The organism is Actinoplanes couchii (genome assembly GCF_016862075.1).
GTDB lineage: Bacteria > Actinomycetota > Actinomycetes > Mycobacteriales > Micromonosporaceae > Actinoplanes > Actinoplanes couchii.
The window spans coordinates 159594-182075 of record NZ_BOMG01000024.1 but is presented as its reverse complement, the minus strand read 5'-3'; the positions used below and the strand labels follow the sequence as shown (position 1 = coordinate 182075).

Here is a 22482-nt window from a genome sequence, read left to right as displayed (position 1 = left end):
TAGAACAACAGTTATGTCTGACGATGAGGCGGTCACCCCCGAGGGGATGCTTGCCGAACAGGACGGCGAGTTGGCCCTGCCCTACTGGCTGACCAGCACCGAGGAGGCGGCCAACACCACGGTTCTGCAGATGGTCCGGCGGCTGCCGCGACTGCTGCGGGAGGCCTGGCTGCTCGCCTGGCGGGCCAGTCCACGGACCACCCTCGCGGTGCTGATGTCGCAGCTGGCGGCCGGGATCGCCGCCGCGGTGGGACTGATCAGCGTGGTCGGGGTGCTGGACGGTCTGCTGCGGGCCGGGCCCACCCCGGAACGGGTGCGGGCCGCCGTACCGGCGCTGGGTCTGCTGGTCCTGGCCCTTGCCGTTCGGGGTCTGCTGCAGTCGGCGGCGACGGTGGCGCACGGGCGGCTGTCGCCGATGGTGTCCGAGGCCGCCGAGTTGAAGCTGATGGACCTGACCACCCGGGTGGACCTGGCGACGTTCGACGATCCGGGTTGGCGCGACGCGATGGAACGGGCCCGGGACCGCGGTACGTTCGCCGCCCAGCAGGTGGTGGACCAGGGGATCGAGCTGCTCACCCATCTGGTGGGGCTGGTCGCGGCGGCCGGGGTGCTGGCGGTGCTGCATCCGGCGCTGCTGCCGTTGCTGGTCCTGGCGGTGCTGCCGACCGGCTGGGCGGCGGCGCGGGCGGCCAAACTGGGGTACCGCAGCCGGCTGCGGCTGATCGCGGTGTGGCGGCGGCAGCGGATGCTCAGCCACCTGCTGGCGGCCCGGGAGCCGGCCGCCGAGCTGCGCGCCTTCACGGTCCGGCGGTTCCTGCTCACCGAGGCCGGCCGGCTGATGCGGATCTCCACCCTGGAGGAGATCCGGGTGATCGGGCGGGTGGTCCGGACGAACCTGATCGGGCAGGCGCTGAGCGGGCTGGCGACCGGGTTGGCGTACGCGATGCTGTTCTGGCTGCTCTGGACCGGCCGGATGGCGCTGGCCACCGCGGGCGCCGCCGCCTACGCGATCAACATGGGCATCGGGAAGCTGACCGAGCTGGCGTTCACCGCGAACCGGATCTACGAACAGGGCCTCTACTTCGCCGACTTCCAGGGGTTCTGCGAGCTGTCGCTGGCGAAGGCGGAGCCGTCCGGGAGCCGGGCGCCTGACGTCTTCACCGAGATCCGTCTGGACCGGGTCACCTTCAGCTACCCGGACGCGGAGAAACCCGCGGTCCGCGACGTCAGCCTGGCCCTGCGGCGGGGACAGATCATCGCGCTGGTGGGGGAGAACGGCTCGGGCAAGTCGACGCTGGCGGCGGTACTGGCCGGGCTCTACCGTCCGCAGTCCGGCACGGTGACCTGGGACGGCCGGGACGCGACCGATTTTGATCCGGAGACGATGCGGGAGCGGGTCGCGGTGGTCATGCAGGAGCCCACCCGGTGGCCGCTGTCGGCGCGGTTGAACATCGCGATCGGGCGGCACGACCGGCCGGTCACCCTGGAGCAGGTCCGGGAGTCGGCGCGGGCCGGTGACGCCCACGACTTCGTGATGGAGCTGCCGAGGGAGTACGAGACGCTGCTGTCCCGGCACTTCACCGACGGCGCCGACCTGTCCGGCGGGCAGTGGCAGCGGCTCGCGGTCAGCCGGGCCTTCCACCGGGACGCGCCGCTGCTGATCTGCGACGAACCGACCGCGAACCTGGACGCGCGGGCCGAGCACGAGGTCTACCAGCGGCTTCGCGACCTGGCCGCGGGGCGGACCGTGGTGCTGATCACGCACCGGATGGCCAGTGTGCGCGAGGCGGACCGGATCTACGTCCTCGATCACGGGGCGGTGGTCGAGGAGGGCGGGCACGACGAGCTGCTGGCGGCGGACGGGCTCTATGCGCAGTTGTTCACCTTGCAGGCCAGCGCCTATCAGTCCGCCTGATCAACCTGGCCGCTTCTGGTTTCACGAGCGAAGATCAAGACATGGTTTCCGGTACGCCCATCGATGCCCGCCTCCTGGAACGGCTGGGAGTGGAGCCCGCCTCCGCGACCCTGCTCCAGTTCTCCACGGCGTTCTGCGCGCCCTGCCGTGCGATGCGCCGGGTCAGTGCCGAGGTCGCCGCGCTGCTCCCGGGCGTGCGGCACGTCGAAGTGGACGCCGAGAGTCATCTGGCCGAGGTACGGGAGCTGGAGATCCGGCGTACCCCCACGTTGGTGATCCTGGATTCCGCGGGACGGGAGGTCCGCCGCGCGACGGGGGTGCCGGCCAAGCCGCACCTGATTGCCGCGCTGGCGGCCCTGCTTTAGACCAATGCCGGGTCGCTGTGCACCGGATCCGGGGCCGGCTGACCGGTTCGGATCAGGCGGCGGCAGCCCGGGACCAGCAGCATCGAGACACTCGCCGCCAGCAGCACGCACGCGCACGCGGTGAGCACCCGGTCGGTGCCGAACCGGTCGGACAGCGGGCCGGCCAGGGCGTTGCCCACCGGCATCGCCACGAACGACGTCATGTAGTCCCACGAGCTGACCCGGCCGAGCACCCGGTGCGGCACGTTCTCCTGCAGCGAGGTGTCCCAGGCGACGTCGTAGAAGAGCAGGCCGGCGTACCCGATCACGGCGCCGATCATGACGGCGGCCAGGGTGCCGGGCCAGACGTACGCGAACGCCCACACCGACATCAGCGGCAGCGCCAGCAGCCCGGCGAACAGCAGCCGCCGGGGCCGGAACCGCATCCCGATCGCCGAGCCGATCACCCCACCCAGGCCCTCGGCGGCGGCGATCCAGCCGATCGCGTGCGCGCCGCCCAGCCGCTCGAACGCGACCATCTGCACCAGGACCAGGATCACCCCGTTGGCCACGTGGTACGTGCTGGCGCCGAGCAGGTTGGCGAACAGCCAGTTGCGGCTGCGGACCTCGAACCAGCCGGCCCGCAGTTCGTGGACGGCTGACGCCCGGGGGCCGCGCGGGGCCCGTACCCGGATCAGGGCGACCGCGGCCATCGAGGCCAGGAAGCTGACCGCGTTGATCGAGAAACCGATCGTCGCGCCGAAGGCGGCGACGGTGATGCCCGCGGTGGCCGGCCCGGCCACGCCGCACATCGACTGCAGCAGGCTGAGCGTGGCGTTCGCCTTCTGCCGGTCCTCGGCCGGGACCAGCAGCGGCTTCAGCGCGCTCATCGCCGGGTTGAAGAAGCTGCCGGCGGCGGCCGAGACGACGGTGAGGCCACAGAGCAGGGCCAGGTGGTAACCGCCGGTGGCGAACATGGCGGCGATGCCGGCGGTGGCGGCGAAGCGGATCACGTCGGAGGCGACCATGACCCGCTGAGGTTGCAGCCGGTCCGCCCAGATGCCGCCGAACAGGGTGCCGGCCAGCAGCGTGAGGATGTTGGTCGCCATGACCAGGCCCAGGTCACGGGCACCACCGCCGGTGGTGATCACCGCGACGGCCAGCGCCACGGTCTGGAAGGCGTTGCCCAGCCAGGAGAAGCCCATGCCGATGGCGATCAGGCGGAAGTCACGAGTCATGAGCGGAGAATGTAGTTCATCGTCTAACTATCAGCAATCGAATAGTCAGAGAGGTGGCAGACTCGTCCCATGGAAGACAGCGTGGATCAGCATGTGGCCCGGTGGGCCGGGTTCTGGAAGAACGAGCCCACCTTCGCGCCCGAGGTCGAGGGCGCCCTGGTCCGGATGAAGTTCATCCAGCGCTGGATCGACCGCGCCGACCTGGAGATCTTCACCGAGGGCTTCACCGTGCAGGACTACAAGACCCTGCACGTGCTGATGGTGCAGCCGTGGCCGACCGAGGCGACCCCGGCCCAGCTCGCCGAAGCGGCGAACGTCACGCGCGCGGCCATGACCAGCCGGCTCGACCGGCTCGACGAGGCCGGGCTGATCACCCGGCAGATGGACGCCACCGACCGGCGGCGGGTGATCGTCCGGCCCACCCAGCAGGGCCGGGAGATGTGGAGCAAATACATCTTCAAGGGCATGGCGGTCGATCAGCGCGCGCTCGCCGCACTCGACCACGACGAACTGCGGCAGCTCAACGGGCTGCTACGGAAAGTCCTGCGAGCCCTGGAGGAATAACTGGATTCGGCGCCTCAAAAACAGAAACGCCGAATCTGTCCGATACGTACTTCTTTTCGTCGGGTCTAGAACTTCGGGGCGTCCGGCGCTTCCAGCAGACCCAGCCGCAGCGCGGTCATCAGCGCCTGCGCCCGGTTCGCCGCGCCCAGCTTCTCGTACAGCTTCGAGATGTGGGTCTTCGCCGTCGACTCCGAGACGAAGAGCTGCTTGGCGATCCCGGCCACGCTCATGCCGTCGGCGAGCAGGCGGAGCACCTGGCCCTCCCGCGGCGACAGCTGCGGGCCGGACGGGGCGAGACGGCGCTTCATCGCCTCGGCCAGATCGGCCGCGGTGAACGCGCTCGGCGCCGACGCGGCGTGCCGGGCAGCGGCCACCACCTCGTCCGCCGGAGCCGTTTTCGGGACGAAAGCGCTGGCCCCGGCCTCGAGAGCGCCGAAGAGCTGGTCATCGCCGGCATACATGGTCAGGACCACGATGCCCATGTTCGCGTTGTTCTTGCGCAGGGCGCGGGTCGCCTCCAGGCCACTGCCGTCGGGCAGGCGGAGGTCCATGATCACGACATCGGGCTGCAGCGCACCGGCCTGGCGCACCGCCTCCGCGGCGGTGGCTGCCTCGCCGACGACCTCGAACTGACGGTCGCGCTCGAATGCGTGTCGCAGCCCCTTGCGAATCAGGTCGTGATCGTCGACAAGGAGGACCTTGGTGCGCGTCGTCGGCGCCGGACTGGTCGACATGCTCGGGTTACTCCCCTTCTTGCGCGGAAACGCCATCTCGCACGCTATCGCGCCGAGGCGGTGTTCCGAGCACTACAGCGACGGTTGTCCCGCTGGGGTGTCGCGGCGTGATCTCGAGACGGCCTCGGATGCGTTCGGCGCGTTCCGCCATGATGGTAAGACCGTAGCGTCCGTCGGGGCGGGTGTCCGCGAACCCCTTGCCGTCGTCGGAAACTTCGATCTGAGCGTACGGCGGATCGACGGTGCAGGTCACCCAGAGATTCGACGCGCCCGCGTGCTTGCGGGCGTTGGTGATCGCCTCCTGCGCGATCCGCAGCAGCTCCGCCTCGGTCGCCGCCGGCAGTCGCGCCGTCGACTCGTCGAACGTGAAGTGCACCCGCAGGCCGGCGCTGGTGCCCAGAGTCCGCGCGTACTCCGCGATCGCCGGCGCCAGACCGCCGTTGCGGTCGACCTCGGACCGCAGCTCGAACAGGCTCAGCCGCAGCTCGGTGATCACCCGGGTCACCTCGGCCCGCAGCGCGCGCAGCTCCTCCGCGGTCTCCTCGGCCCCCTCCGGCAGCGTCGCCTGCGCGTTGTCGATGCCGTAGCCGACCATCACCAGCTCCTGCGCCACCCCGTCGTGGATCTCCCGGGCCAGGCGCTGACGCTCCTCGTTGGTCGCCAGCGAACGGACGTCGTCGAACAGCAGCGCCGCCTCCAGCCGCAGCGAGGCCGGGCCGGTCACCTCGGTCACCGCGAACACCACCGACGACGGGTACGCCCCCGGCTCGTCCGTCTCCAGGATCACCAGACCGATCGTCCGGACCCCGGCGACCAGCGGCACCACCAGCGAGGACACCTCGCCGCCCTGATGACTGCGCGCCTGCGAACGGCTCGCCGTCTGCGGATTCTGCGTCGCCCAGGCGTCCGCGATCCCGGAATCGGCGTCCAGCGTGGTCTCCCAGTCGACCCGCTCCGCGCCGGTCTGCGCCAGCACCACCAGCCGGCCACCGCCGCTCGCCGACAGCACCGCCGCCCGGTGCCCCGGAGCCACCGCCCGCAACTCCTCCAGCAGGTGCTCGGAGATGCCACCCGGGTCCAGCGTGGCGCCCGGCAGCGAGCGGGCCACACTGCGCAGCTGGGTCAGCAGGCGGGTGGCCTCGGCGTACGGCTGCGGGGTCGGGTCCGGCGGCTGCAGCAACTGGCGCATCGTCTCGGCGGCGAACGTGATGATCGCGCCGAGGACCAGCCACTGCGCACAGGCCGCCAGATAACCCGGCTGGCCCAGCGGCTCACCCGGACCGGCCAGGGCGCCACCGGCGGCCATCGTGACAGCGGTCAGGCCGAGCAGCCCGATCCCCTCCATCGGACGGCGCCGCAGAGCCGCGGTGAGCAACGGCACCGCCAGGTACGGCAACACCGCCTCGGCGCCGAAACCGGCGTCCACCCGATCGGCGACCTGCGCCGCCGCGGCGATCCAACCGGCCGCCAGACAGGTCACCACCACCTCGGCGGCCCGGCCCAGCGGAGCCAGGAGAGCATGGCCGCGGGCCACGAAACTGGGCGCCGCCGCGACCGCCAGCGCGGCGATCCAGCCGAGCTGGGCCGGCTGGCCGGTGGCGGTGACGGTCAGAGCCGCGACCAGCAGGAGCATGACGACGCGCGCCGCGGCTTCGGCCGGGCGGATACGCGCGGGACCACTGACGAGTGCTGGCACGTGACGGATGGTATCCGCCGGGACCGGCATCGGCTCGGGCACGCACGCCCCGGTGCGGTCCGGGGGTGCTTCCGGCAGGTAGCCTCCGGAGCATGGCGGACACCTCCACACAGTCGATCCAGGTTGATGCGCCCCTGGCCCGGGTGGCCGCGGTGATCTGCGACTTCGCGTCGTACCCGGAGTGGGCCGAGTCGATCAAGAAGGCGGAGATCACCGAGGAGTACGAGGACGGTTACGCCGCCCGGGTGCGCTTCCAGATCGACGCCACGGTGCTGGTGGACGAATACACGTTGGAGTACGCGTACGCCGACGACCTGTCCCGGATCGAGTGGACCCTGGCCGAGCCGTCCAAGACGCAGCGCTCCCAGGAGGGCTCCTACGACCTGGTGGCCAACGCCTCCGGCGGCACGACGGTGACGTACACGCTGGCGGTCGACCTGGCCATCGGCATGCTCGGCATGTTCCGCCGCAAGGCCGAAAAGATGATCATGGACACGGCGTTGCGCGAGCTCAAACGCCGAGTCGAAAGCCAGCCCGCGGTCTGAGCCGCGGATCGAGCGTCAGCCCGCGGCCCCGTCGCGGGCCGAGGGGAGTGCGGATGGCCGGGTCAGCGCGCGAGGAAGCGGAACGATTGGTCGCGGCCGTCCTCGCCAGGGCGTCCGCCGGGTCACCGTTCGGCCCGCCCTCCGACACCACCGAGCCGGCCGGCCCGGCCTCCGATTCATCCGGTCCGGACCGGCCGTCCGCATCGTCGGGATCGGTGGAGGACGGGCTGGGGCAGCTCGGTGAGACGGTGCTGGGGCTGCTCAACAGCGTGGGTGCCCAAGCCGCCTCACATGCCGCTTCGGCGGGCGCGAGCGCCGCCGCCTCGGCCGGGGTCAAGGCCGTCGCCGACGCCGTCTCCGCCTGGTCCGCCGGGAGCACCGGCCACGGTTCGCGGTCCGAGGGCAGTGCCGGTCCCTGGTCCACCGGTAGCGCCGAGTGCTGCGTCTGCCCGGTCTGCAAGGCCATCGCGGCCGTCCGTGACCCCAGCCCGGAGACCGCCGAACGGCTCGCCACCAGCGCGGGCGAGATCGCCAGCGGCGTGGCCGGCCTGATGCGCACCCTCTCTTCGATGACCGCACCGCCACGCACCCCCGCGCCCCGCCCCAAGCCGGCCCCGTCTCCGGATCAGGCGTGGTCGGCGGCGACGACGGTCTCCGCGGCGGCGGAGACGGGCGGACCCGACGTGCCGGAGGCGCCGGTCGACCCCGAGACGGATCCGTGGGGCGCGGTCAGCGCGGATGACGCACGCCGAGCCGCGGCCGAGGCGGAGCGGGTGCGGGCGGAGCGGGCCCGCGCGGTGGAGGCCGAGCGGCAGCGCGCGCGGGAGGCCGCCGCCGCGGCCCGGGCCCGCGCCGCGGCCGCGGAAGAGGCGGTGGCCAGGGCGGTCGAACTGGCCAGGGCGGCCCGCGACGCCGGGACTTCCGGCCATGGGGGTACGGCCACCGATCCCGCATCCTCATCGGTGCGGCCCCCGGCCGGTCCGGCCCGGGCCGACGTCTGGGCCATGGCGACCGCTGCCGAGCCGGAGAGCCCACCGGAGCCGGAGGCCACGCCTGGAGCGGAGGCCGGAGCGGTGGAGGCGGCGGCGGGTGGTGGCGGGGCGACCCGTAGCGTGGATCATGTGCGGGGTGCCTCGGCGCCCGAGGACCGTGAAGCGGGGAGCGGCGACGGCGCCCGTCCCGCCGGCGCGGTGTGAACTGTTTGCAGAGGGGACGGGCAGCGTGACGCTGACCATCGGAATCGACGTGGGTGGCACCAAGGTGGCCGGCGCTGTGGTCGACGAGCACGGCACCGTGCTCGCCGCGAACCGGCGGCCGACGCCGGCCGAGGACCAGGCCGGCACCCGGGACACGATCGTCGAGGTGGCGGCCGAGCTGGCGGCGCAGTACCCGGAGGCGACCGCGATCGGGATCGGCGCCGCCGCGTGGATCGACGCCACCGGGTCGACGGTGCTGTTCGCGCCGAACCTGGCCTGGCGGGACGAGCCGCTGCAGGCGTACGTCAGCAAGGCGACCGGTCTGCCGGTGGTGCTGGACAACGACGCCAACGTGGCCGGCTGGGCCGAGTTCCGGTTCGGGGTCGCGAAGAACGCCGACTCGATGGTGATGATCACCGTGGGCACCGGGATCGGCGGCGCCGTGGTGATCAACGGCAAGTTGTGGCACGGCGCGCACGGCATCGCCGCCGAGCTGGGCCACATCCAGTCGGTGCCGGACGGGCATCCGTGCGGCTGCGGCCGGCTGGGCTGCCTGGAGCAGTACGCCAGTGGCAACGCCCTGGTCCGGTTCGGCCGGGCCGGCGCGCGGCAGGAACCGGACCGGGCGGCGAAGCTGCTCGAGCTGGCCGGCGGCGACGCGCTGGCGATCACCGGCCGGCAGATCACCGAGGCGGCCCGGGCCGGCGACGGGGTGGCGATGGACGCGTTCGCCCAGGTCGGCTACTGGCTGGGGGTGGGCCTGGCGGATCTCGCGCAGAGCCTGGACCCGGAGATCATGGTGATCGGCGGCGGCGTGATCGACGCGGGCCCGCTGCTGATGGGCCCGATCGAGCGGGCCTACCGGGAGCAGCTGGCCAACCGGAACCGGTTCCCGGTGGCCGATGTCCACGCCGCCCTGATGGGCAACGACGCCGGCGTGGTCGGCGCCGCCGACCTGGCCCGAGTGGTCTGAGGCGAGAGGCCGGGAAGAGGGGCCGGGGAATGGTTCCGTTACGGGTGGTCAGCTGGAACGTGCACGGCCTGCGCGACGACCGGGCCGCGCTGACCGGCCTGGTCCGGGAGCTGGCCCCGGACGTCCTGGTGGTGCAGGAGGCGCCGCGCCGGTTCGGGTGGCGGCAGAAGTGCGCGCACCTGGCCGCCGACTGCGGTCTGGTGGTGGCCGAGGGCGGGCTGCACTCGCTGGGCAATCTGCTGCTGGTGAACCTGCGGGTGCGGGTGCACCGGTCCTGGTGTCTGCGTTATCCGCTGACGCCGGGCCGGCACCTGCGGGGCGCCGCGTTCGCCGAGGGTGAGGTGCACGGCGCCCGGTTCACCGTGTCCGGCTCGCATCTGGCCACCGATCCGGCCGAGCGCCCGTCCCAGGCCGCTTTCTGGAAGACCGAGTTGGATCAGGTCAAGGGCCCGCTGGTGGTGGCCGCCGATCTGAACGAGGGCCCGGGCGGCAGCGCCTGGCGGATGGTGGCGGACGGCCTGTCCGGGGCGGCCGGCGACGTGCCGACGTTCCCGGCGCGGGAGCCGGCCCGGTGCATCGACGGGCTTTTTGTCAGCCCGGACGTAGCCATCGAACGTTACGAGATCGTCGCTTCCGATCGGGCACGCGCAGCGAGTGATCATTTACCGCTCGTGGTGGACCTTTTGCTCCCTTCCTCCTAGGCGCGCCGTCTGCAAGGATCGCCGGGTGCAAGACTCCCCGGACCTCGGTGACCGTGGTGACGCCGTCTGCGTCGTCGGTGCCGGCGCCAGCGGCCTGACCGCCATCAAGAACCTCCGCGAGCAGGGCTTCGCGGTGGACTGCTACGAGCGTGAGACCTCGGTCGGCGGCGCCTGGAACTGGCGCCACGACCGCAGCCCGGTCTACGCCGGCACCTATCTCGTCTCGTCCCGCCCGCTGACCGAGTTCCCGGACTTCCCGATGCCGGACACCTGGCCCGACTACCCGCACCACCAGCAGGTGCTGGAGTACCTGGAGCGGTACGCGAGGCATTTCGGGCTGGGCGAGCACATCTGGTACGGCATGGAGGTCGTGAGCATCGTCCCGGTCGCGGACGGCCGCTGGGACGTGACCATCCGGTCCACCGGCGGCGGCTCCTCCCGGGTGCAGCGGTACGCCGCCGTGGTGATCGCCAACGGGCACAACTGGGCGCCGGTGCAACCGGAGATCCCCGGGGACTTCCTCGGCCAGGTGATCCACTCCAGCGCGTACAAGGATCCGGCCCGGCTGCGCGGCAAGCGGGTCCTGGTGATCGGTGGCGGCAACACCGGCTGTGACCTGGCGGTGGAGGCCGCCCAGCACGCCGATCAGGTGTGGCATTCGACCCGGCGCGGTTACTGGTTCGCCCCGAAGTACGTGGGCAGCCGTCCCGCCGACCAGCTGGCCAACGAGCGGGCGCCGTCCTGGCTGCGCCGCCGCCGCAACCGCCGGGTCGCCGCCGACCTGACCCGATGGGGGATGCCGGCGCCGGAGCACACCCCGTTCGAGAGCAACCCGGTGGTCAACGGCCTGCTGCCGCACTATCTGGGGCACGGCCGGATCATGCCGGTGCCGGACGTGACCGGCTGGGACGGCACCGAGGTGACGCTGGCCGACGGCCGGATCATCGAGCCGCAGCTGGTGATCACCGCGACCGGGTACCGGCCACGGTTCGACTTCGCCGCCCCGGAACTGCTCGACGCCGACGAGCACGGCCGCCCGGACCTGCACCTGCACACGTTCGCCCGGCGGCATCCGACGCTGGCCGTGGTCGGTCTGGTCCAGCCGGACAGCGGTCTGTTCCCGATCGCCCACTGGCAGAGCGTCGCGGTGGCCCGCTGGCTGAAACTGCGCGCCCGCGACCCGGAGAAGGCCACCGCGGTCCAGCGTGAGGAGTCCGAGCGGCCGCTGGAGTCGTGGTCCCGGCGCAAGGTGGTGCCGACCCGCCGCTACTGGTTCGAGGTCGGCCACGTCGACTACCTGCGGGCCGTCGAGAGCCTGCTGAATCGTATGGAGAGCGTCAAGTGAGCGAGATCCTTCGCTTCCAGGACTGGTCGGACCCCGTACCGGCAGGTGATCGTGAGGTCGTGTCACGCCTGCCGGAGGAGGACGACGGCGAGCGGCCACCGCTGTTGTTCGTACCGGGAATGGGTCATGGGGGTTGGGCCTTCACCGAGCACTGGCTGGCGCATGCCGCGTCGCGGGGCTGGCCGTCGCATGCGGTGACCCCGCGCCCCGGCGGTGACCTGCGGGCCCAGGCGCACGACGTGGTGCAGACCGCGGCCGCGCTGCCCCGCCAGACGGTGCTGATCGGGCACGGGACCGGCGCCCGGGTGGTGGCTCGCGCGCTGGGCCGCTATCCGGCCCGGGCCGCGGTGCTGGTGTCGCCGGTGCTGGACGGCTGGGCGGCGCTCGGTGCGGCGCTGCGCGGCAACCCGGCCGGGACGATTCCGGCGCTGTTCGGCGGGCCGCTGCGGTTCTCCGCGAAGCAGCTGTTCGGCCCGGGGCTGCCGGCCGAACAGGCGCAGGCCCACCTGGAGCGGATCGGGGCCCGGCCGCGGGCCGAGCTGTTCGGCCGGGACGCCCTGCCGGAACCGGTCGGCGGACCGCCCACCCTGGTGGTGGGCAGCCCGGACGACCGGGTGGTGCGGCGGCCCGAGCTGGACAAGGCGGCGGCCCGGTACGGCGGCGCGCCGCTGCTGTTCCCCGGCATGGGCCATTACCTGATGCTGGAGACGAGCTGGCAGGAGCCGATCGACGCGATCCTGGACTGGCTGGGCAAGCAGACGCCGGCCCGCTGACGATCGGGGCTCAGGGCAGGGACTCGGCCAGCCGTCCGGTGTGGTCCAGCGCGGACAGGTAGGCGCGGGCCCACGCCAGGATGTCGTGGTCGGCCAGGTGCTGCCGCATCGCCGACATCCGGGCGCGCAGGTCGGCGGGGTCCGTCTCCATGGCCTGCAGCAGGGTGTCCTTGAGGCCGTCGACGTCGTGCGGGTTCACCAGGAAGGCCTGTGCCAACTCGGCGGCGGCGCCGGTGAACTCGCTGAGCACCAGCGCGCCGGCGCCGTCCTCGCGGGCCGCCACGAACTCCTTGGCGACCAGGTTCATCCCGTCCCGCAGCGGGGTCACCACCATCACGTCGGCGGTCCGGTAGAGGGCGGCCAGCTGGGACCGGCTGAACGGCTGGTTCAGGTAGTGGATGGCCGGCTCGCCGACCCGGCCGAACTCGCCGTTGATCCGGCCGACCTCGGCCTCGATCCGGTCCTTCAGCTCCCGGTAGCTCTCCACCCGTTCCCGGCTGGGCACCGCCACCTGCACCAGCACCGTGTCGCGGACCTTGACGTGGCCGTCGCGGAGCAGTTCGCGGTACGCGGTGAGCCGGTGCTCGATGCCCTTGGTGTAGTCCAGCCGGTCGACGCTGAGCAGCACCCGTTTCGGCCGGCCGAGGCTGTCCCGCAGCTGTTCGGCCTGGGTGACCACGTCCGGCCGGGCGGCCAGCGCGCGCATCTCGGTGACGTCGATGGAGACCGGGAAGGCGCCGGTGTGCACGGTCCGCCCGTCGACCGTGATGGTGTCGCCGGCGACCTCCGCGCCGAGCAGTTTGACGGCCAGCTGGGCGACGTTGTGGGCGGCCTGTTCGCGCTGGAACCCGACCAGGTCCGCGCCGAGCATGCCGCGCAGCAGCTCGACCCGGCGGGGGAGCTGCATGTAGAGCTCCGGCGGCGGGAACGGCACGTGCATGAAGAAGCCGATCATCACGTCCGGCCGCAACTCCCGGAGCATCCCGGGGACCAGCTGCAGGTGGTAGTCCTGCACCCAGACGGCGGCTCCGGGCTCGGCGACCTCGGCGGCCGCCTCGGCGAACCGCTGGTTGACCGTCCGGTACGTCTCCCACCAGCCCCGGTCGAACGTGGGCTGCTGCACCGCGTCGTGGTAGAGCGGCCACAGGGTCGAGTTGGCGAACCCCTCGTAGTAGCCGCGCAGCTCGTCCTCGGTCAGCGGGACCGGCCGCAGGCGCAGGCTGCCGATGTCCGGCAGGGCGGGCGCCGGGCCGACGCCGCCACCCCAGCCGACCCAGGTCGCCGGGGTCTGTTCCAGGATCGCGTGCAGGGCGCTGGCCAGGCCGCCGGGGCTGCGGCGCCACTCGCAGGCTCCGTCGGGGGCGGCGCTGTCATCCAGCGGCAGGCGGTTGGCGATGACGACGAGCGAACTCTGACGCATCACCGTAGGTTATCGGTCGGACACCCAAGATTGTCTATACGACGGCGCCGTCGTCGAATTCGTCGTCGTCGTCACCGGAGCGCAGCCGCCAGACCAGTGTGACCGCCCCGCCGACGATCGCGGCGAAACCCAGCACCGAGACCGTGAACGAGTCGATCGGCACCAGGCCGGGGAAGACCAGCAACAGGAAACCGACCACGACGCCCAGGATGCCCAGCACGGCGTACTTCGAGATGTGGGGCAGGGGTGGGGGTGGGGGCGGGACGTATCGCTCGTCCTCGTCCTTCTCGTCGGGCAGATCGGTGCCGAACGTGTCGAGTCCGTAGAGGAGCGACGGCTCCTCCTTCGGATCGGTGCGCCGCCGGTTGTGCGGCGGGTTCTCCTCGGCGACCGGACGGGGCTCCTCGTGGCGGGGGCTGTCCTCGGCCGCCGGCCACGGTGGCTTCTCCGTCTCGACCGTGGTGTGGAAACCCGCGATGATCCGGGCCCACTCCTCGTCCACCTCGGCCTGTGGCCGAGGCGCGGGCGCCGCGGGAGCCGGTGGGGTCGGCGGAACGCCGCCGGTCACCTTCTGCAGGTGCTCCTTGGCGGTCTCCAGATGGGTCCGGTCCACGAACAGCCGATCGATCGGCCGTGCGGGCAGCGTGGTCGCCCGCAGGATCGGATTGAGATCGGCCGTGGGCTGCAGGTAGGCCGCTATGCCCCCGGCCGCCAGCACGTCGAGCAGATGCTCACCGATGCGTGGATCCACGTCGCCTGCCGCCGCGTAGTCGGCGGCGTCGAGCCCGTTGTCGCGCCGCCCGCGACGGGCGCCACCCGCTGTCACCGATGCACACCCCCTTGCCGACCGTGCCTTGAATGGTGACACGGCAGGCACCTGTTGCGGGAGTGCGTTGTGGCGCGCCGCCCCCGCTTCGTACGCTTCCTGTCGCCCCGGACCCGCGGAGGCCCGAAGTCGAAAGGACGTCAGTGTTCTACTGGATGCTGAAGTTGGTGCTCCTCGGACCGCTCCTGAGACTGCTCTTCCGTCCCAAGGTGGAGGGCCTGAGGAACGTGCCCCGGTCCGGGCCGGTGATTCTGGCCTGCAACCATCTCTCGTTCTCCGACTCGATCTTCACCCCGCTGATCATGAAGCGAAAGGTGACCTTCGTCGCCAAAGCCGAATACTTCACCGGCAAGGGGATCAAGGGGTGGTTCTCCCGGATGTTCTTCACCGGCGCCGGGACGATCCCGGTGGACCGTTCGGGCGGCGAGGCGGCCCAGGCGGCTCTGGACACGCTGCTGCGGGTGCTGCGCGAGGGCAACGTCGCCGGCATCTATCCGGAGGGCACCCGCTCGCCGGACGGGCGGCTCTACCGCGGCAAGACCGGCGTCGCCCGGCTGGCCCTGGAGAGCGGCGCCCCGGTGGTGCCGGTGGCGCTGCTCAACACCGACGAGATCCAGCCGACCGGCGCGATGATGTGGTCGGTCAAGCGGGTCCGGATCCGGGTCGGCGCGCCGCTGGACTTCTCCCGCTACGCCGACCAGCGCGGTGACCGCTTCGTCGAGAGAGCGATCACCGACGAGATCATGTACGAGCTCATGGCGCTGTCCGGCCGCGAGTACGTCGACGTCTACGCCTCGACCCGGAAATGACGGCCTGACCCTCAGCCCTGCATCCCGGCGCGCCGCCGCAGGGCCTGCACATCGGTGACCACGATGCGCCGGCCCTCGGTGCGCAGCCAGCCACGGCTCGCGAACGAGCCGATCGCCTGGTTGACGCTCTGCCGGGAGCCGCCGGCCATCTCGGCCAGCTGACTCTGGTTCAGCTCGATGGTGATCATCGGCGCCTGGCTCTCCCCGGAGAGCCGGACCAGGGTCTTGGCCACCCGGCCGGGCAGGTCGAGGAAGACGTGATCGGCGTTCTGCTCGGTGAGCCGGCGGATCAGGCCGCCGACCGAGCGCATCACCGCGTCCAGGATGCGCGGGTTGGAGTGCACCAGCTCCATGAAGGCGACCCGGGACAGCGACAGCGCCTGGGAGTCCTCGATGGCCTCGGCGGACGCGCTGCGGGTCGACGCGTCCAGCAGGGACACCTCACCGAGGACGTCCGGTGGTCGGACCACGGTCAGCACGGCGCGCTCCCCGGTCGGCGCGGTGCGGAAGACGGCGACGGCGCCCCGTTTCATGATGATCAGGGAATCGCCGGGGTCGTGCTCGACGAAGAGGATCTGCCCCTTGCGGTAGTGGCGCGGAACGGCCGCGGCGATGACCCGCTGGCGCACCTCCGGCTCCAGCCCGGCGAACATGTCCACGCCAGTCAGCGCGTCGCCGGGATCCGGCATGCGATGGTCCACGGCGTTGATCCCTCCCCCGGTGGGGACCGCGATCGGACTCCGGTCTGCGTCGGCCCCAGGACGCGAACGATCACTCTTAGCATGAAGCGCGCTCGCGGCGCCATTTAGAAAACGGACATCGAAACACGCTCCGTACGATCATGTCCCTTCGGTAGCGTTCTGTAAACCGTCTATCTCGCTGAGTGACTGTCGCCCCGGTTGTCCGTCGCTTTGGTGGCTTGTGTCGAGATAATCCCGCGGTGCCGGATGACGAATTCCTTCGATCGGTGCTGCGCGACCAGTGGCACCTCGTTCCGTCCGAATTGACCGGACTTCCGTTGGTCCTGATGTCGTGTGGATGGGACTTCACCGCGGGCGGCGCCCGGTACGTGGCCCGCCTCGCCGAGAGTGCCGCCCGGCAGTCGGTCGAGGCCGGGCTCGCCGCGGCCCAGCACCTGCTCGGCGCGCGGATCGACGCGGGAGCCCCGGTCCGCACCCTCGGCGGGGCGCTGACCGTGGTCGTACCGCAGGGGGTGCTCGCGGTCCTGCGCCGGCTGCCCGGGCGCTGCCTGGACGGGCGGGATCCGGTGGACCAGCAGTGGTGGGGCGAGCGGCTGGGCGCCGTGCACCGGGCACTGCGCGGTTTCCGGCACTCCGGCCTGCGCCCGGTCCAGATGCCCGATCCGGACGCCGGGCACCTGGACGCCGAGCCGTGGGTGCGGGACGCGGTGGCCGGCGCGGTCGGGGCCGTCACCCGGCTGACCGTGACCGATCAGCTCACCTACGGCGTGCTGCACGGCGACCCGGCCCCGGACGTCTTCGCGATCGATCCGGCGACCGGACGCTCCGGGCCGCTGCACTGCGGGGCCAGCGGCACCGGGCCGCTGGTCTACGACCTGGCCGCCGCGGTCGCCTACGCCGGCGGGCCGGAGCACGCCGCCGAGCTGGTGGCCGGTTACCTGGGCGCCGGGCCGGTCAGCGCCGACGAGGTGGAGGCCGCGCTGCCGGTGCTGCTGCGGCTGCGCTGGGCGGTGCTGGCCGACCGGTCCGCCCGCCACGACTGCCCGGAGGGTCTGATGCTGGCACGGGCGGCCCTGACGGAGACCTCCTGATCGGCGTAGGGGAAACTGATCCATAAGGAGTTCTTCATCCTCTTTACGGGTGGAGGGTGGGGAGGTCGGCGGTGGTTTATCGCTATTTCTATGACTGTGAATTCATCGAGGACGGTCGGATCGTCGACCTGGTCTCGATCGGTGTCGTCGACGAGTTCGGCCGCGAGTTCTACGCGGTCAGCACCGAGTTCGACGACTCTCGCGCCGTGCCCTGGGTGCGGCGCAACGTGCTCGACAAGCTGCCCTCGCCGTCCGACAAGTCCTGGCGCAGCCGGGAGCGGATCCGCGAGGACCTGTACGAGTTCCTGATCGAGCCGATCCGCGGCCGCGGCGAGCAGATGGAGCTCTGGGCCTGGTACGCGGCGTACGACCACGTCGCCCTGGCCCAGCTGTGGGGCGCCATGCCGGCGCTGCCCCGGGAGATCCCCCGCTTCACCAAGGATCTGCGCCAGAAGTGGGACGACCTGGGCCGCCCGCACCTGCCGGAGATGGCCGGCCGGCACGACGCCCTGGTCGACGCGAAACACAACCTGGCCCGGTGGAACCGGATGACACAAAAAGACTGACGCATCCCTCAGCCGGATGACCGGCCTGCCGACTGGAGTGGAACCACGCCCCAGCCACGGAAGGCCCGGAACAACAATGAGCAGCACCGTCGTCGAACGGCCGACATCCGCCGGACGGGACACCGGCCGCTGGTGGGCCCTGGTGGTCCTGGCGCTGGCCCAGCTCATGGTGGTGCTGGACGCCACCATCGTGAACATCGCGCTGCCCACCGCCCAGGCCGACCTCGGCTTCGACGACTTCGGCCGGCAGTGGGTGGTGACCGGTTACGCCCTCGCCTTCGGCAGCCTGCTGCTGCTCGGCGGCCGGCTCTCCGACTTTTTCGGCCGCAAGCGGATGTTCGTCATCGGCCTGGTCGGGTTCGCCCTCGCCTCGGCGCTCGGCGGCGCCGCCCAGAACCTGGAACTGCTGATCTTCGCCCGCGCGCTGCAGGGCGCGTTCGGCGCGGCGCTGGCCCCGGCCGCCCTGTCGCTGCTGTCCACCACGTTCACCGAGCCGGCCGAGCGCGGCAAGGCGTTCGGCATCTTCGGCGCCATCTCCGGTGCCGGCGGCGGCATCGGCCTGCTGCTCGGCGGCGTCCTCACCGAGTACGTCTCGTGGCGCTGGTGCCTCTACGTCAACCTGGTGATCGCCGCGATCGCGGTGGCCGGCGCCTTCGCCAAGCTCACCGACGAGCCGGTCCGCGCCCACGGCCGGATCGACGTGCCCGGCACCATCACCGCCGTGTCCGGCCTGGTCGCCCTGGTCTACGGCCTGGGCAACGCCGAGACCGACGGCTGGACCGACGCGATGACCCTCGGCCCGATCGCGGCCGGTGTGATCCTGCTGATCGCCTTCGTCTTCATCGAGCGCCGCGCCGCCCACCCGCTGCTCCCGCTGCGCGTCGTCCTGGACCGCAACCGCGGCGGCTCGTACGCCTCGATCGCGATCGCCGGCGCCGGCATGTTCGGCATCTTCCTCTTCCTCACCTACTACCTGGCCGGCATCCTGCAGTTCACCCCGATCCAGACCGGTCTGGCGTTCCTGCCGATGCTCGGCTCGGTCATGCTGACCGCCACCACCGCCGGCTCGATGCTGGCCCCGAAGATCGGCCCGCGCCCGCTGGTCCCGGTCGGCGCCTTGATGGCGGCCGGCGGCATGCTGTTCCTGACCCGCCTGGAACTGGACTCCACCTACGTCACCGGAGTCCTGCCCGGCCTGATCATCATCGGTCTTGGCCTGGGCCTGGTCTTCGCGCCGACCCAGAACGCCGCCACCTCGGGCGTGGCACACAGCGACGCCGGCGTGGCCTCCGCGATGATCAACACGGTGCAGCAGATCGGTGGCTCGATCGGCACCGCGCTGCTCAGCTCCTTCGCCGCCACGGCCGCCGAGGACTACCTGGTGGGCAGGACCGCCTCGCAGCTCACCCAGGCCCAGGCCGCGCTGGAGAGCTACCACACGGTCTTCTTCTGGTCGGCCGGCTTCTTCGTCCTGGCCGCCGTGGTCGGCGCGCTGCTCTTCCGCACCGGCCCCCTCACGGTGGACCCGGACGCTCCCCGGGCGATGGCCCACTGACCCGAGACCTGACGCAGCCCCGGCCGATCATTTCCGGCCGGGGCTGCGTCATTTGAATAGAACGGGTCAAGGGCAGAAGATCAACTTCGCGGCTTCGCTACGAATAGCACCTCACCGGCCGAACCATCGCTCCCGTGGTTACACCGCCCGTGGCCACCCCGCGCGGCAGGCGACCCCTTCCGGTCACCCCGCGACCGCCGGGCGGATGCGATCCGCACCGGCGAGCGGCCGCCGTGTGGATGCGCTCCGCACCGCCGGGCGGCTGCCGTGTGGATGCGCTCCGCACCGCCGGGCGGCTGCGGTTCACACCGCGGGGCGGCCGCCGTCCGCCGCCGGGAAATCCGGGGCGGCTCAGGGGAGCGGGACTCCGTGGCCGTACCGGAAAAGCGGGTTGGCGGTGTCGTTGGGCACGTCCTCGCGGGACGCCGCCACCTCGGCCATCGACGACGGCAGCTCGAACGGCAGCGTCCCGGTGGCGGGGGAGCGGCCGAACAACACGTCCAGCAGCGCCTCGTCACCGGACCCGAAACTGCCGGTCAGCGCCGTGCGCCCGAGCAGCGGGGTGAGGACGGCCGGCCGGTCCAGCCAGACGTCGACCACGGTCGGCAGGCCGGCCGACAGTTCCAGCACCGGTGCCAGCTCATCGGGCGTCCACTCCAGCCGCCCGGCGTGGAAGAACGCCTCGAACCCGCCGCCGCGCGGATCGAACGGGGCGGCCTTGCGGACGATCGCCACGTCGGCCTGTGCCGGATCGTCGACCACCTTCGCGTAGCCGGCCGCCACCGCCGGGTCGACCCCGTCCAGGTAGACGGAGCAGCCCTCGGTCAGCGGCAGCGTGCCCGCCGCGTCCAGGACGACGATCGAGCGGCGCTGGGCGTCCAGGCCGGCCGACCGGAAGGCGGGCTGCCCGGCGATCCGGCCGGCCGCGGCGACGTCGACGAGACGGCGCTCGTCGAACAGGCCGAGCCGGAACTTGTCCCGCAGGATCCGGCGCACCGACACGTCGATCCGGGCCTCGCTGATCCGGCCGTCGGTCACCAGGTCGACGATCAGCTCCGGGCAGTTCTCGCCGCCGAGCTGGTCGGCGCCCGCCTCCAGGATCCTCAGCACCCGGGCGTGCCGGTCCAGGTGCTCGACACCCCAGGCCCGGGCCGGCATGTCGGAGCCCATGATGACGGCGTCGGTGACCAGGCCCCAGTCGGTGCAGACCACGCCGTCGAAGCCGTACCGCTGCCGCAACAGGCCCTCGATGATGCCGTGGCTGAAGCTGAAGCCGACCTCCTCGTGCTCGGTGCCGACCGGCATCCCGTAGTACGGCATCACCTGCGCGACCCCGGCCTCGAACGCCGCCTCGAACGGCTTGAGGTGGTACTCCCACATGCCACCCGGGTAGACCTGCTCCCGTCCGTAGTGGAAGTGCGCGTCCTCCCCGTTCATCTGCGGGCCTGCGCCGGGGAAGTGCTTCACCATCGCGGCGACGCTGTCCGGGCCGAGGGTGTCGCCCTGCAGCCCCAGGACGTACTCGCGGATCATCGCGGACACCATGTCGGCGTCCGACCCCAGAGTGCCGTTGCCGCGGGCCCAGCGCGGTTCGGTGGCCAGGTCGGCCATCGGGTGCAGGGCCACCCGGATGCCGGTGGCCAGGTACTCCTGGCGGACCACGTCGGCGAATCGGCGTACCGCCGCGGGGTCCTTGGTCGCCCCCAGCCCGATCGGCTCGGGCCACGCGGAGAAACCGCCGGCCGACGCGGACGCCGCGGGGTTGTCGATCACACCGTGCCGGGGGTCGGTGGAGACGGTGACCGGGATGCCGTTGCCGACGCCGGCGGCCAGCTCCTGGATCCGGTTGTGCCACTCGGCCAGCCGCTGCGGCGGGACCGGCGCGGACGTCAGGATGTTGACGTGGTTGATCAGCTTCCCGGCGATCAGGTCCCGCGCCGACAGCATCATCTCGGTGCCGTCGGCGAAGGTGCCGTCCGGGTCGACCCCGACCATGGTGTGGAACATCAGTCCCGCCTTCTCCGCCAGGGTGAGGCGGGAGAGCAGGTCGGTGACCCTTTCCTCGATCGGAAGAGCAGGGTTCTGGTACGGGTTCATCGGGTTCTCCACGTTCTTCTCAGCTCCTTCAGCGGGCGCCGCGTCGCTCAGCAGGCACCGCCTTCTCAGCAGGCAACGCCTTCTCAGCGGGCGCCGCGGACCATCCGGACCAGGACCGCGCCGACCAGGGCGACGGCCGCGCCGCACAGGAACAGCAGGCTGTAGTTGGAGTTGGTGCTGCTGCCGATGGCGAGGATCGGGGCGGCCAGGATCGGGACCAGCGACTGCGGCAGCGCGTTGGCGATGTTGAGCACGCCCATGTCCTTGGCGGCGTCGTCCGGGTCGGGCAGCACGTCGGTGGCGAGCGCCAGGTCGACGGCGAGGTAGACGCCCTGGCCGAGGCCGTAGATCGCGGACGCGGCGAGGAAGACCGGGAAACTGCCGGCGAACGCGATCAGCGCGAGGGAGATCGCGAGCACGATGCCGGCGCCGAGCACGAACGGCTTGCGCCGCCCGAGCTTGTCGGAGAGCGTGCCGCCGACCGACGAGCCGATGACCAGACCGGCGGTGCTGACCAGGGTGGCGACCAGGATGCCGCCGGCGACGGTGTCGGTGGTGTAGCCGAACCGATCGATCAGCAGGTACGCCTGGTAGGTGGTGACCGAGGCCAGGCCCATCCAGATCAGGAACCGGCTGACGATGTTCCAGACGAAGTCCGGGTGCTGCCGCGGGTTGACGTAGAAGGTGTGCAGGAACTCCTTGACCCGGTAGGGCGCGAAGTGGCCCTTCTCGGCCGGGCGGTCCTTGAGGATCGCGACCAGCAGGCCCACCGTGGCGATGCCGATCAGGGCCGGGACCACGAACATCAGCAGGGTGTTGCCGGCCAGCACGGCGGCCAGGGCGGTGCCGCCGAGGATCGCCGCCGACGTCATCAGGCCGAGGATGCCGCTGACCCTGCCGCGCTGCTGGGCCGGGATCTGGTCGGGCATCAGCGCGAACAGCGTGGCCAGGGTGGCGTTGATGCCGAGCTGGGCGATCGCCCAGCCGACTGTCAGCACCGCGATGGTGCCGCCGGTCGCGACGATCAGCAGGCCGGCGAACCCGAGCAGCATGCCGCCGATCAGCCACGGCCGCCGTCGCCCGAACCGGGAGGTGGTGCGGTCGGACATGGCCCCGAAGAACGGGTTGCCGATCAGCGCGAGGACGGCGCCGACCGACAGGACCGTGCCGAGGGCGGCGGCCTTGTCGTCCGGGGCGATCTGCGCGACCCGGATCGACATGGTGACGATGACCGGGGTGAGGATCGCCAGGTAGGCACCGAACATGGCGAGCGCCATCGCGACGATCAGTCTGGTGGGTGCGTTCGGTGCTACCGGGACGGTGGCCGGCGGACGGGGTTCGACAGTCGTCATCGCACACCTCGAGAAAAGAAGTAACGGGAGTCCACCGGGCC

Annotated in this window: 21 protein-coding genes; 13 read left to right on the top strand and 8 right to left on the bottom strand. The window is 71.7% G+C overall.

Annotated features, from left to right (window positions below; genetic code table 11):
- Window positions 1-13: 13 nt before the first annotated feature.
- The gene (locus Aco03nite_RS06665; protein ID WP_203793867.1) at window positions 14-1915 is read left to right on the top strand and encodes an ABC transporter ATP-binding protein; all 1902 of its coding nucleotides are present in this window, start codon (window positions 14-16) and stop codon (window positions 1913-1915) included.
- 41 nt (window positions 1916-1956) lie between these two features.
- A complete protein-coding gene (locus Aco03nite_RS06660) occupies window positions 1957-2280 on the top strand; it encodes a thioredoxin family protein (protein WP_203793866.1) in 324 nt (107 codons plus the stop codon).
- Here the strand turns inward: Aco03nite_RS06660 and Aco03nite_RS06655 are convergent.
- A complete protein-coding gene (locus Aco03nite_RS06655) occupies window positions 2277-3497 on the bottom strand; it encodes an MFS transporter (RefSeq protein WP_203793865.1) in 1221 nt (406 codons plus the stop codon). The two genes, Aco03nite_RS06660 and Aco03nite_RS06655, sit on opposite strands and share 4 nt — an antisense overlap.
- Before the next feature lie 69 nt (window positions 3498-3566).
- Here Aco03nite_RS06655 and Aco03nite_RS06650 point away from each other — a divergent pair, with 69 nt between their 5' ends.
- Window positions 3567-4061: a MarR family winged helix-turn-helix transcriptional regulator gene (locus tag Aco03nite_RS06650; RefSeq protein ID WP_203793864.1), complete on the top strand. Its 495-nt coding sequence runs from the start codon at window positions 3567-3569 to the stop codon at window positions 4059-4061.
- A gap of 65 nt (window positions 4062-4126) precedes the next feature.
- On the opposite strand, the gene Aco03nite_RS06645 is transcribed toward Aco03nite_RS06650, so the two are convergent.
- Complete coding sequence (locus tag Aco03nite_RS06645; protein ID WP_014688640.1) at window positions 4127-4795, bottom strand: response regulator transcription factor; 669 nt, start codon at window positions 4793-4795, stop codon at window positions 4127-4129.
- A gap of 7 nt (window positions 4796-4802) precedes the next feature.
- Window positions 4803-6491: a GAF domain-containing sensor histidine kinase gene (locus Aco03nite_RS06640; RefSeq protein ID WP_373872579.1), complete on the bottom strand. Its 1689-nt coding sequence runs from the start codon at window positions 6489-6491 to the stop codon at window positions 4803-4805.
- Between the two features lie 92 nt (window positions 6492-6583).
- Here Aco03nite_RS06640 and Aco03nite_RS06635 point away from each other — a divergent pair, with 92 nt between their 5' ends.
- From Aco03nite_RS06635 to Aco03nite_RS06610, 6 genes are read left to right on the top strand one after another with little or no spacing between them, the layout of a single operon-like run.
- A complete protein-coding gene (locus Aco03nite_RS06635; protein ID WP_203793863.1) occupies window positions 6584-7036 on the top strand; it encodes an SRPBCC family protein in 453 nt (150 codons plus the stop codon).
- Between the two features lie 53 nt (window positions 7037-7089).
- On the top strand, window positions 7090-8232 hold the full coding sequence (locus Aco03nite_RS06630) for a hypothetical protein (RefSeq protein ID WP_203793889.1): 1143 nt from the start codon (window positions 7090-7092) through the stop codon (window positions 8230-8232).
- A gap of 25 nt (window positions 8233-8257) precedes the next feature.
- Entirely contained in the window at window positions 8258-9205 is a 948-nt protein-coding gene (locus Aco03nite_RS06625; protein WP_203793862.1) for an ROK family glucokinase, read from the top strand.
- 29 nt (window positions 9206-9234) lie between these two features.
- Window positions 9235-9906: an endonuclease/exonuclease/phosphatase family protein gene (locus Aco03nite_RS06620; RefSeq protein ID WP_203793861.1), complete on the top strand. Its 672-nt coding sequence runs from the start codon at window positions 9235-9237 to the stop codon at window positions 9904-9906.
- 25 nt (window positions 9907-9931) lie between these two features.
- Window positions 9932-11251 (top strand): flavin-containing monooxygenase, encoded by a 1320-nt coding sequence (locus tag Aco03nite_RS06615; protein WP_203793860.1) that lies wholly within the window; start codon window positions 9932-9934, stop codon window positions 11249-11251.
- The gene (locus tag Aco03nite_RS06610) at window positions 11248-12024 is read left to right on the top strand and encodes an alpha/beta hydrolase (RefSeq protein WP_203793859.1); all 777 of its coding nucleotides are present in this window, start codon (window positions 11248-11250) and stop codon (window positions 12022-12024) included. The genes Aco03nite_RS06615 and Aco03nite_RS06610 overlap by 4 nt, the downstream gene beginning before the upstream one ends.
- A gap of 10 nt (window positions 12025-12034) precedes the next feature.
- Here Aco03nite_RS06610 and Aco03nite_RS06605 read toward each other — a convergent pair whose 3' ends face one another.
- The gene (locus Aco03nite_RS06605; RefSeq protein WP_203793858.1) at window positions 12035-13444 is read right to left on the bottom strand and encodes an alpha,alpha-trehalose-phosphate synthase (UDP-forming); all 1410 of its coding nucleotides are present in this window, start codon (window positions 13442-13444) and stop codon (window positions 12035-12037) included.
- A 34-nt stretch (window positions 13445-13478) separates the two neighbouring features.
- Window positions 13479-14270, bottom strand: a complete 792-nt coding sequence (locus Aco03nite_RS06600) for a DUF308 domain-containing protein (protein WP_203793857.1) — start codon at window positions 14268-14270, stop codon at window positions 13479-13481.
- A gap of 143 nt (window positions 14271-14413) precedes the next feature.
- Here Aco03nite_RS06600 and Aco03nite_RS06595 point away from each other — a divergent pair, with 143 nt between their 5' ends.
- Complete coding sequence (locus tag Aco03nite_RS06595; protein WP_203793856.1) at window positions 14414-15079, top strand: lysophospholipid acyltransferase family protein; 666 nt, start codon at window positions 14414-14416, stop codon at window positions 15077-15079.
- 11 nt (window positions 15080-15090) lie between these two features.
- On the opposite strand, the gene Aco03nite_RS06590 is transcribed toward Aco03nite_RS06595, so the two are convergent.
- Entirely contained in the window at window positions 15091-15768 is a 678-nt protein-coding gene (locus Aco03nite_RS06590) for a Crp/Fnr family transcriptional regulator (RefSeq protein ID WP_373872582.1), read from the bottom strand.
- A gap of 251 nt (window positions 15769-16019) precedes the next feature.
- On the opposite strand from Aco03nite_RS06590, the gene Aco03nite_RS06585 reads away from it, so the two are divergent.
- The 3 genes from Aco03nite_RS06585 to Aco03nite_RS06575 all read left to right on the top strand — a co-directional run bounded on the left by Aco03nite_RS06585 (window position 16020) and on the right by Aco03nite_RS06575 (window position 18992).
- A complete protein-coding gene (locus Aco03nite_RS06585; protein ID WP_203793854.1) occupies window positions 16020-16871 on the top strand; it encodes a phosphotransferase enzyme family protein in 852 nt (283 codons plus the stop codon).
- A gap of 71 nt (window positions 16872-16942) precedes the next feature.
- Complete coding sequence (locus tag Aco03nite_RS06580; protein ID WP_203793853.1) at window positions 16943-17437, top strand: polyadenylate-specific 3'-exoribonuclease AS; 495 nt, start codon at window positions 16943-16945, stop codon at window positions 17435-17437.
- A gap of 76 nt (window positions 17438-17513) precedes the next feature.
- Window positions 17514-18992, top strand: a complete 1479-nt coding sequence (locus tag Aco03nite_RS06575) for a DHA2 family efflux MFS transporter permease subunit (protein WP_203793852.1) — start codon at window positions 17514-17516, stop codon at window positions 18990-18992.
- A 351-nt stretch (window positions 18993-19343) separates the two neighbouring features.
- On the opposite strand, the gene Aco03nite_RS06570 is transcribed toward Aco03nite_RS06575, so the two are convergent.
- Window positions 19344-21101 (bottom strand): glycoside hydrolase family 3 protein, encoded by a 1758-nt coding sequence (locus Aco03nite_RS06570; protein WP_239144958.1) that lies wholly within the window; start codon window positions 21099-21101, stop codon window positions 19344-19346.
- Window positions 21102-21172: 71 nt separating this feature from the next.
- Entirely contained in the window at window positions 21173-22441 is a 1269-nt protein-coding gene (locus Aco03nite_RS06565) for an MFS transporter (RefSeq protein WP_203793851.1), read from the bottom strand.
- Between the last annotated feature and the right edge of the window lie 41 nt (window positions 22442-22482).

Excerpts from the sequence above, each read along its gene's own strand:
- Aco03nite_RS06665 (WP_203793867.1), top strand. The coding sequence starts at position 14 with ATGTCTGACGATGAGGCGGTCACCCCCGAGGGGATGCTTGCCGAACAG.
- Aco03nite_RS06660 (WP_203793866.1), top strand. The coding sequence starts at position 1,957 with ATGGTTTCCGGTACGCCCATCGATGCCCGCCTCCTGGAACGGCTGGGA.
- Aco03nite_RS06655 (WP_203793865.1), bottom strand. The coding sequence starts at position 3,497 with ATGACTCGTGACTTCCGCCTGATCGCCATCGGCATGGGCTTCTCCTGG.
- Aco03nite_RS06650 (WP_203793864.1), top strand. The coding sequence starts at position 3,567 with ATGGAAGACAGCGTGGATCAGCATGTGGCCCGGTGGGCCGGGTTCTGG.
- Aco03nite_RS06645 (WP_014688640.1), bottom strand. The coding sequence starts at position 4,795 with ATGTCGACCAGTCCGGCGCCGACGACGCGCACCAAGGTCCTCCTTGTC.
- Aco03nite_RS06635 (WP_203793863.1), top strand. The coding sequence starts at position 6,584 with ATGGCGGACACCTCCACACAGTCGATCCAGGTTGATGCGCCCCTGGCC.
- Aco03nite_RS06630 (WP_203793889.1), top strand. The coding sequence starts at position 7,090 with ATGGCCGGGTCAGCGCGCGAGGAAGCGGAACGATTGGTCGCGGCCGTC.
- Aco03nite_RS06620 (WP_203793861.1), top strand. The coding sequence starts at position 9,235 with ATGGTTCCGTTACGGGTGGTCAGCTGGAACGTGCACGGCCTGCGCGAC.
- Aco03nite_RS06605 (WP_203793858.1), bottom strand. The coding sequence starts at position 13,444 with ATGCGTCAGAGTTCGCTCGTCGTCATCGCCAACCGCCTGCCGCTGGAT.
- Aco03nite_RS06590 (WP_373872582.1), bottom strand. The coding sequence starts at position 15,768 with ATGCCGGATCCCGGCGACGCGCTGACTGGCGTGGACATGTTCGCCGGG.
- Aco03nite_RS06575 (WP_203793852.1), top strand. The coding sequence starts at position 17,514 with ATGAGCAGCACCGTCGTCGAACGGCCGACATCCGCCGGACGGGACACC.
- Aco03nite_RS06565 (WP_203793851.1), bottom strand. The coding sequence starts at position 22,441 with ATGACGACTGTCGAACCCCGTCCGCCGGCCACCGTCCCGGTAGCACCG.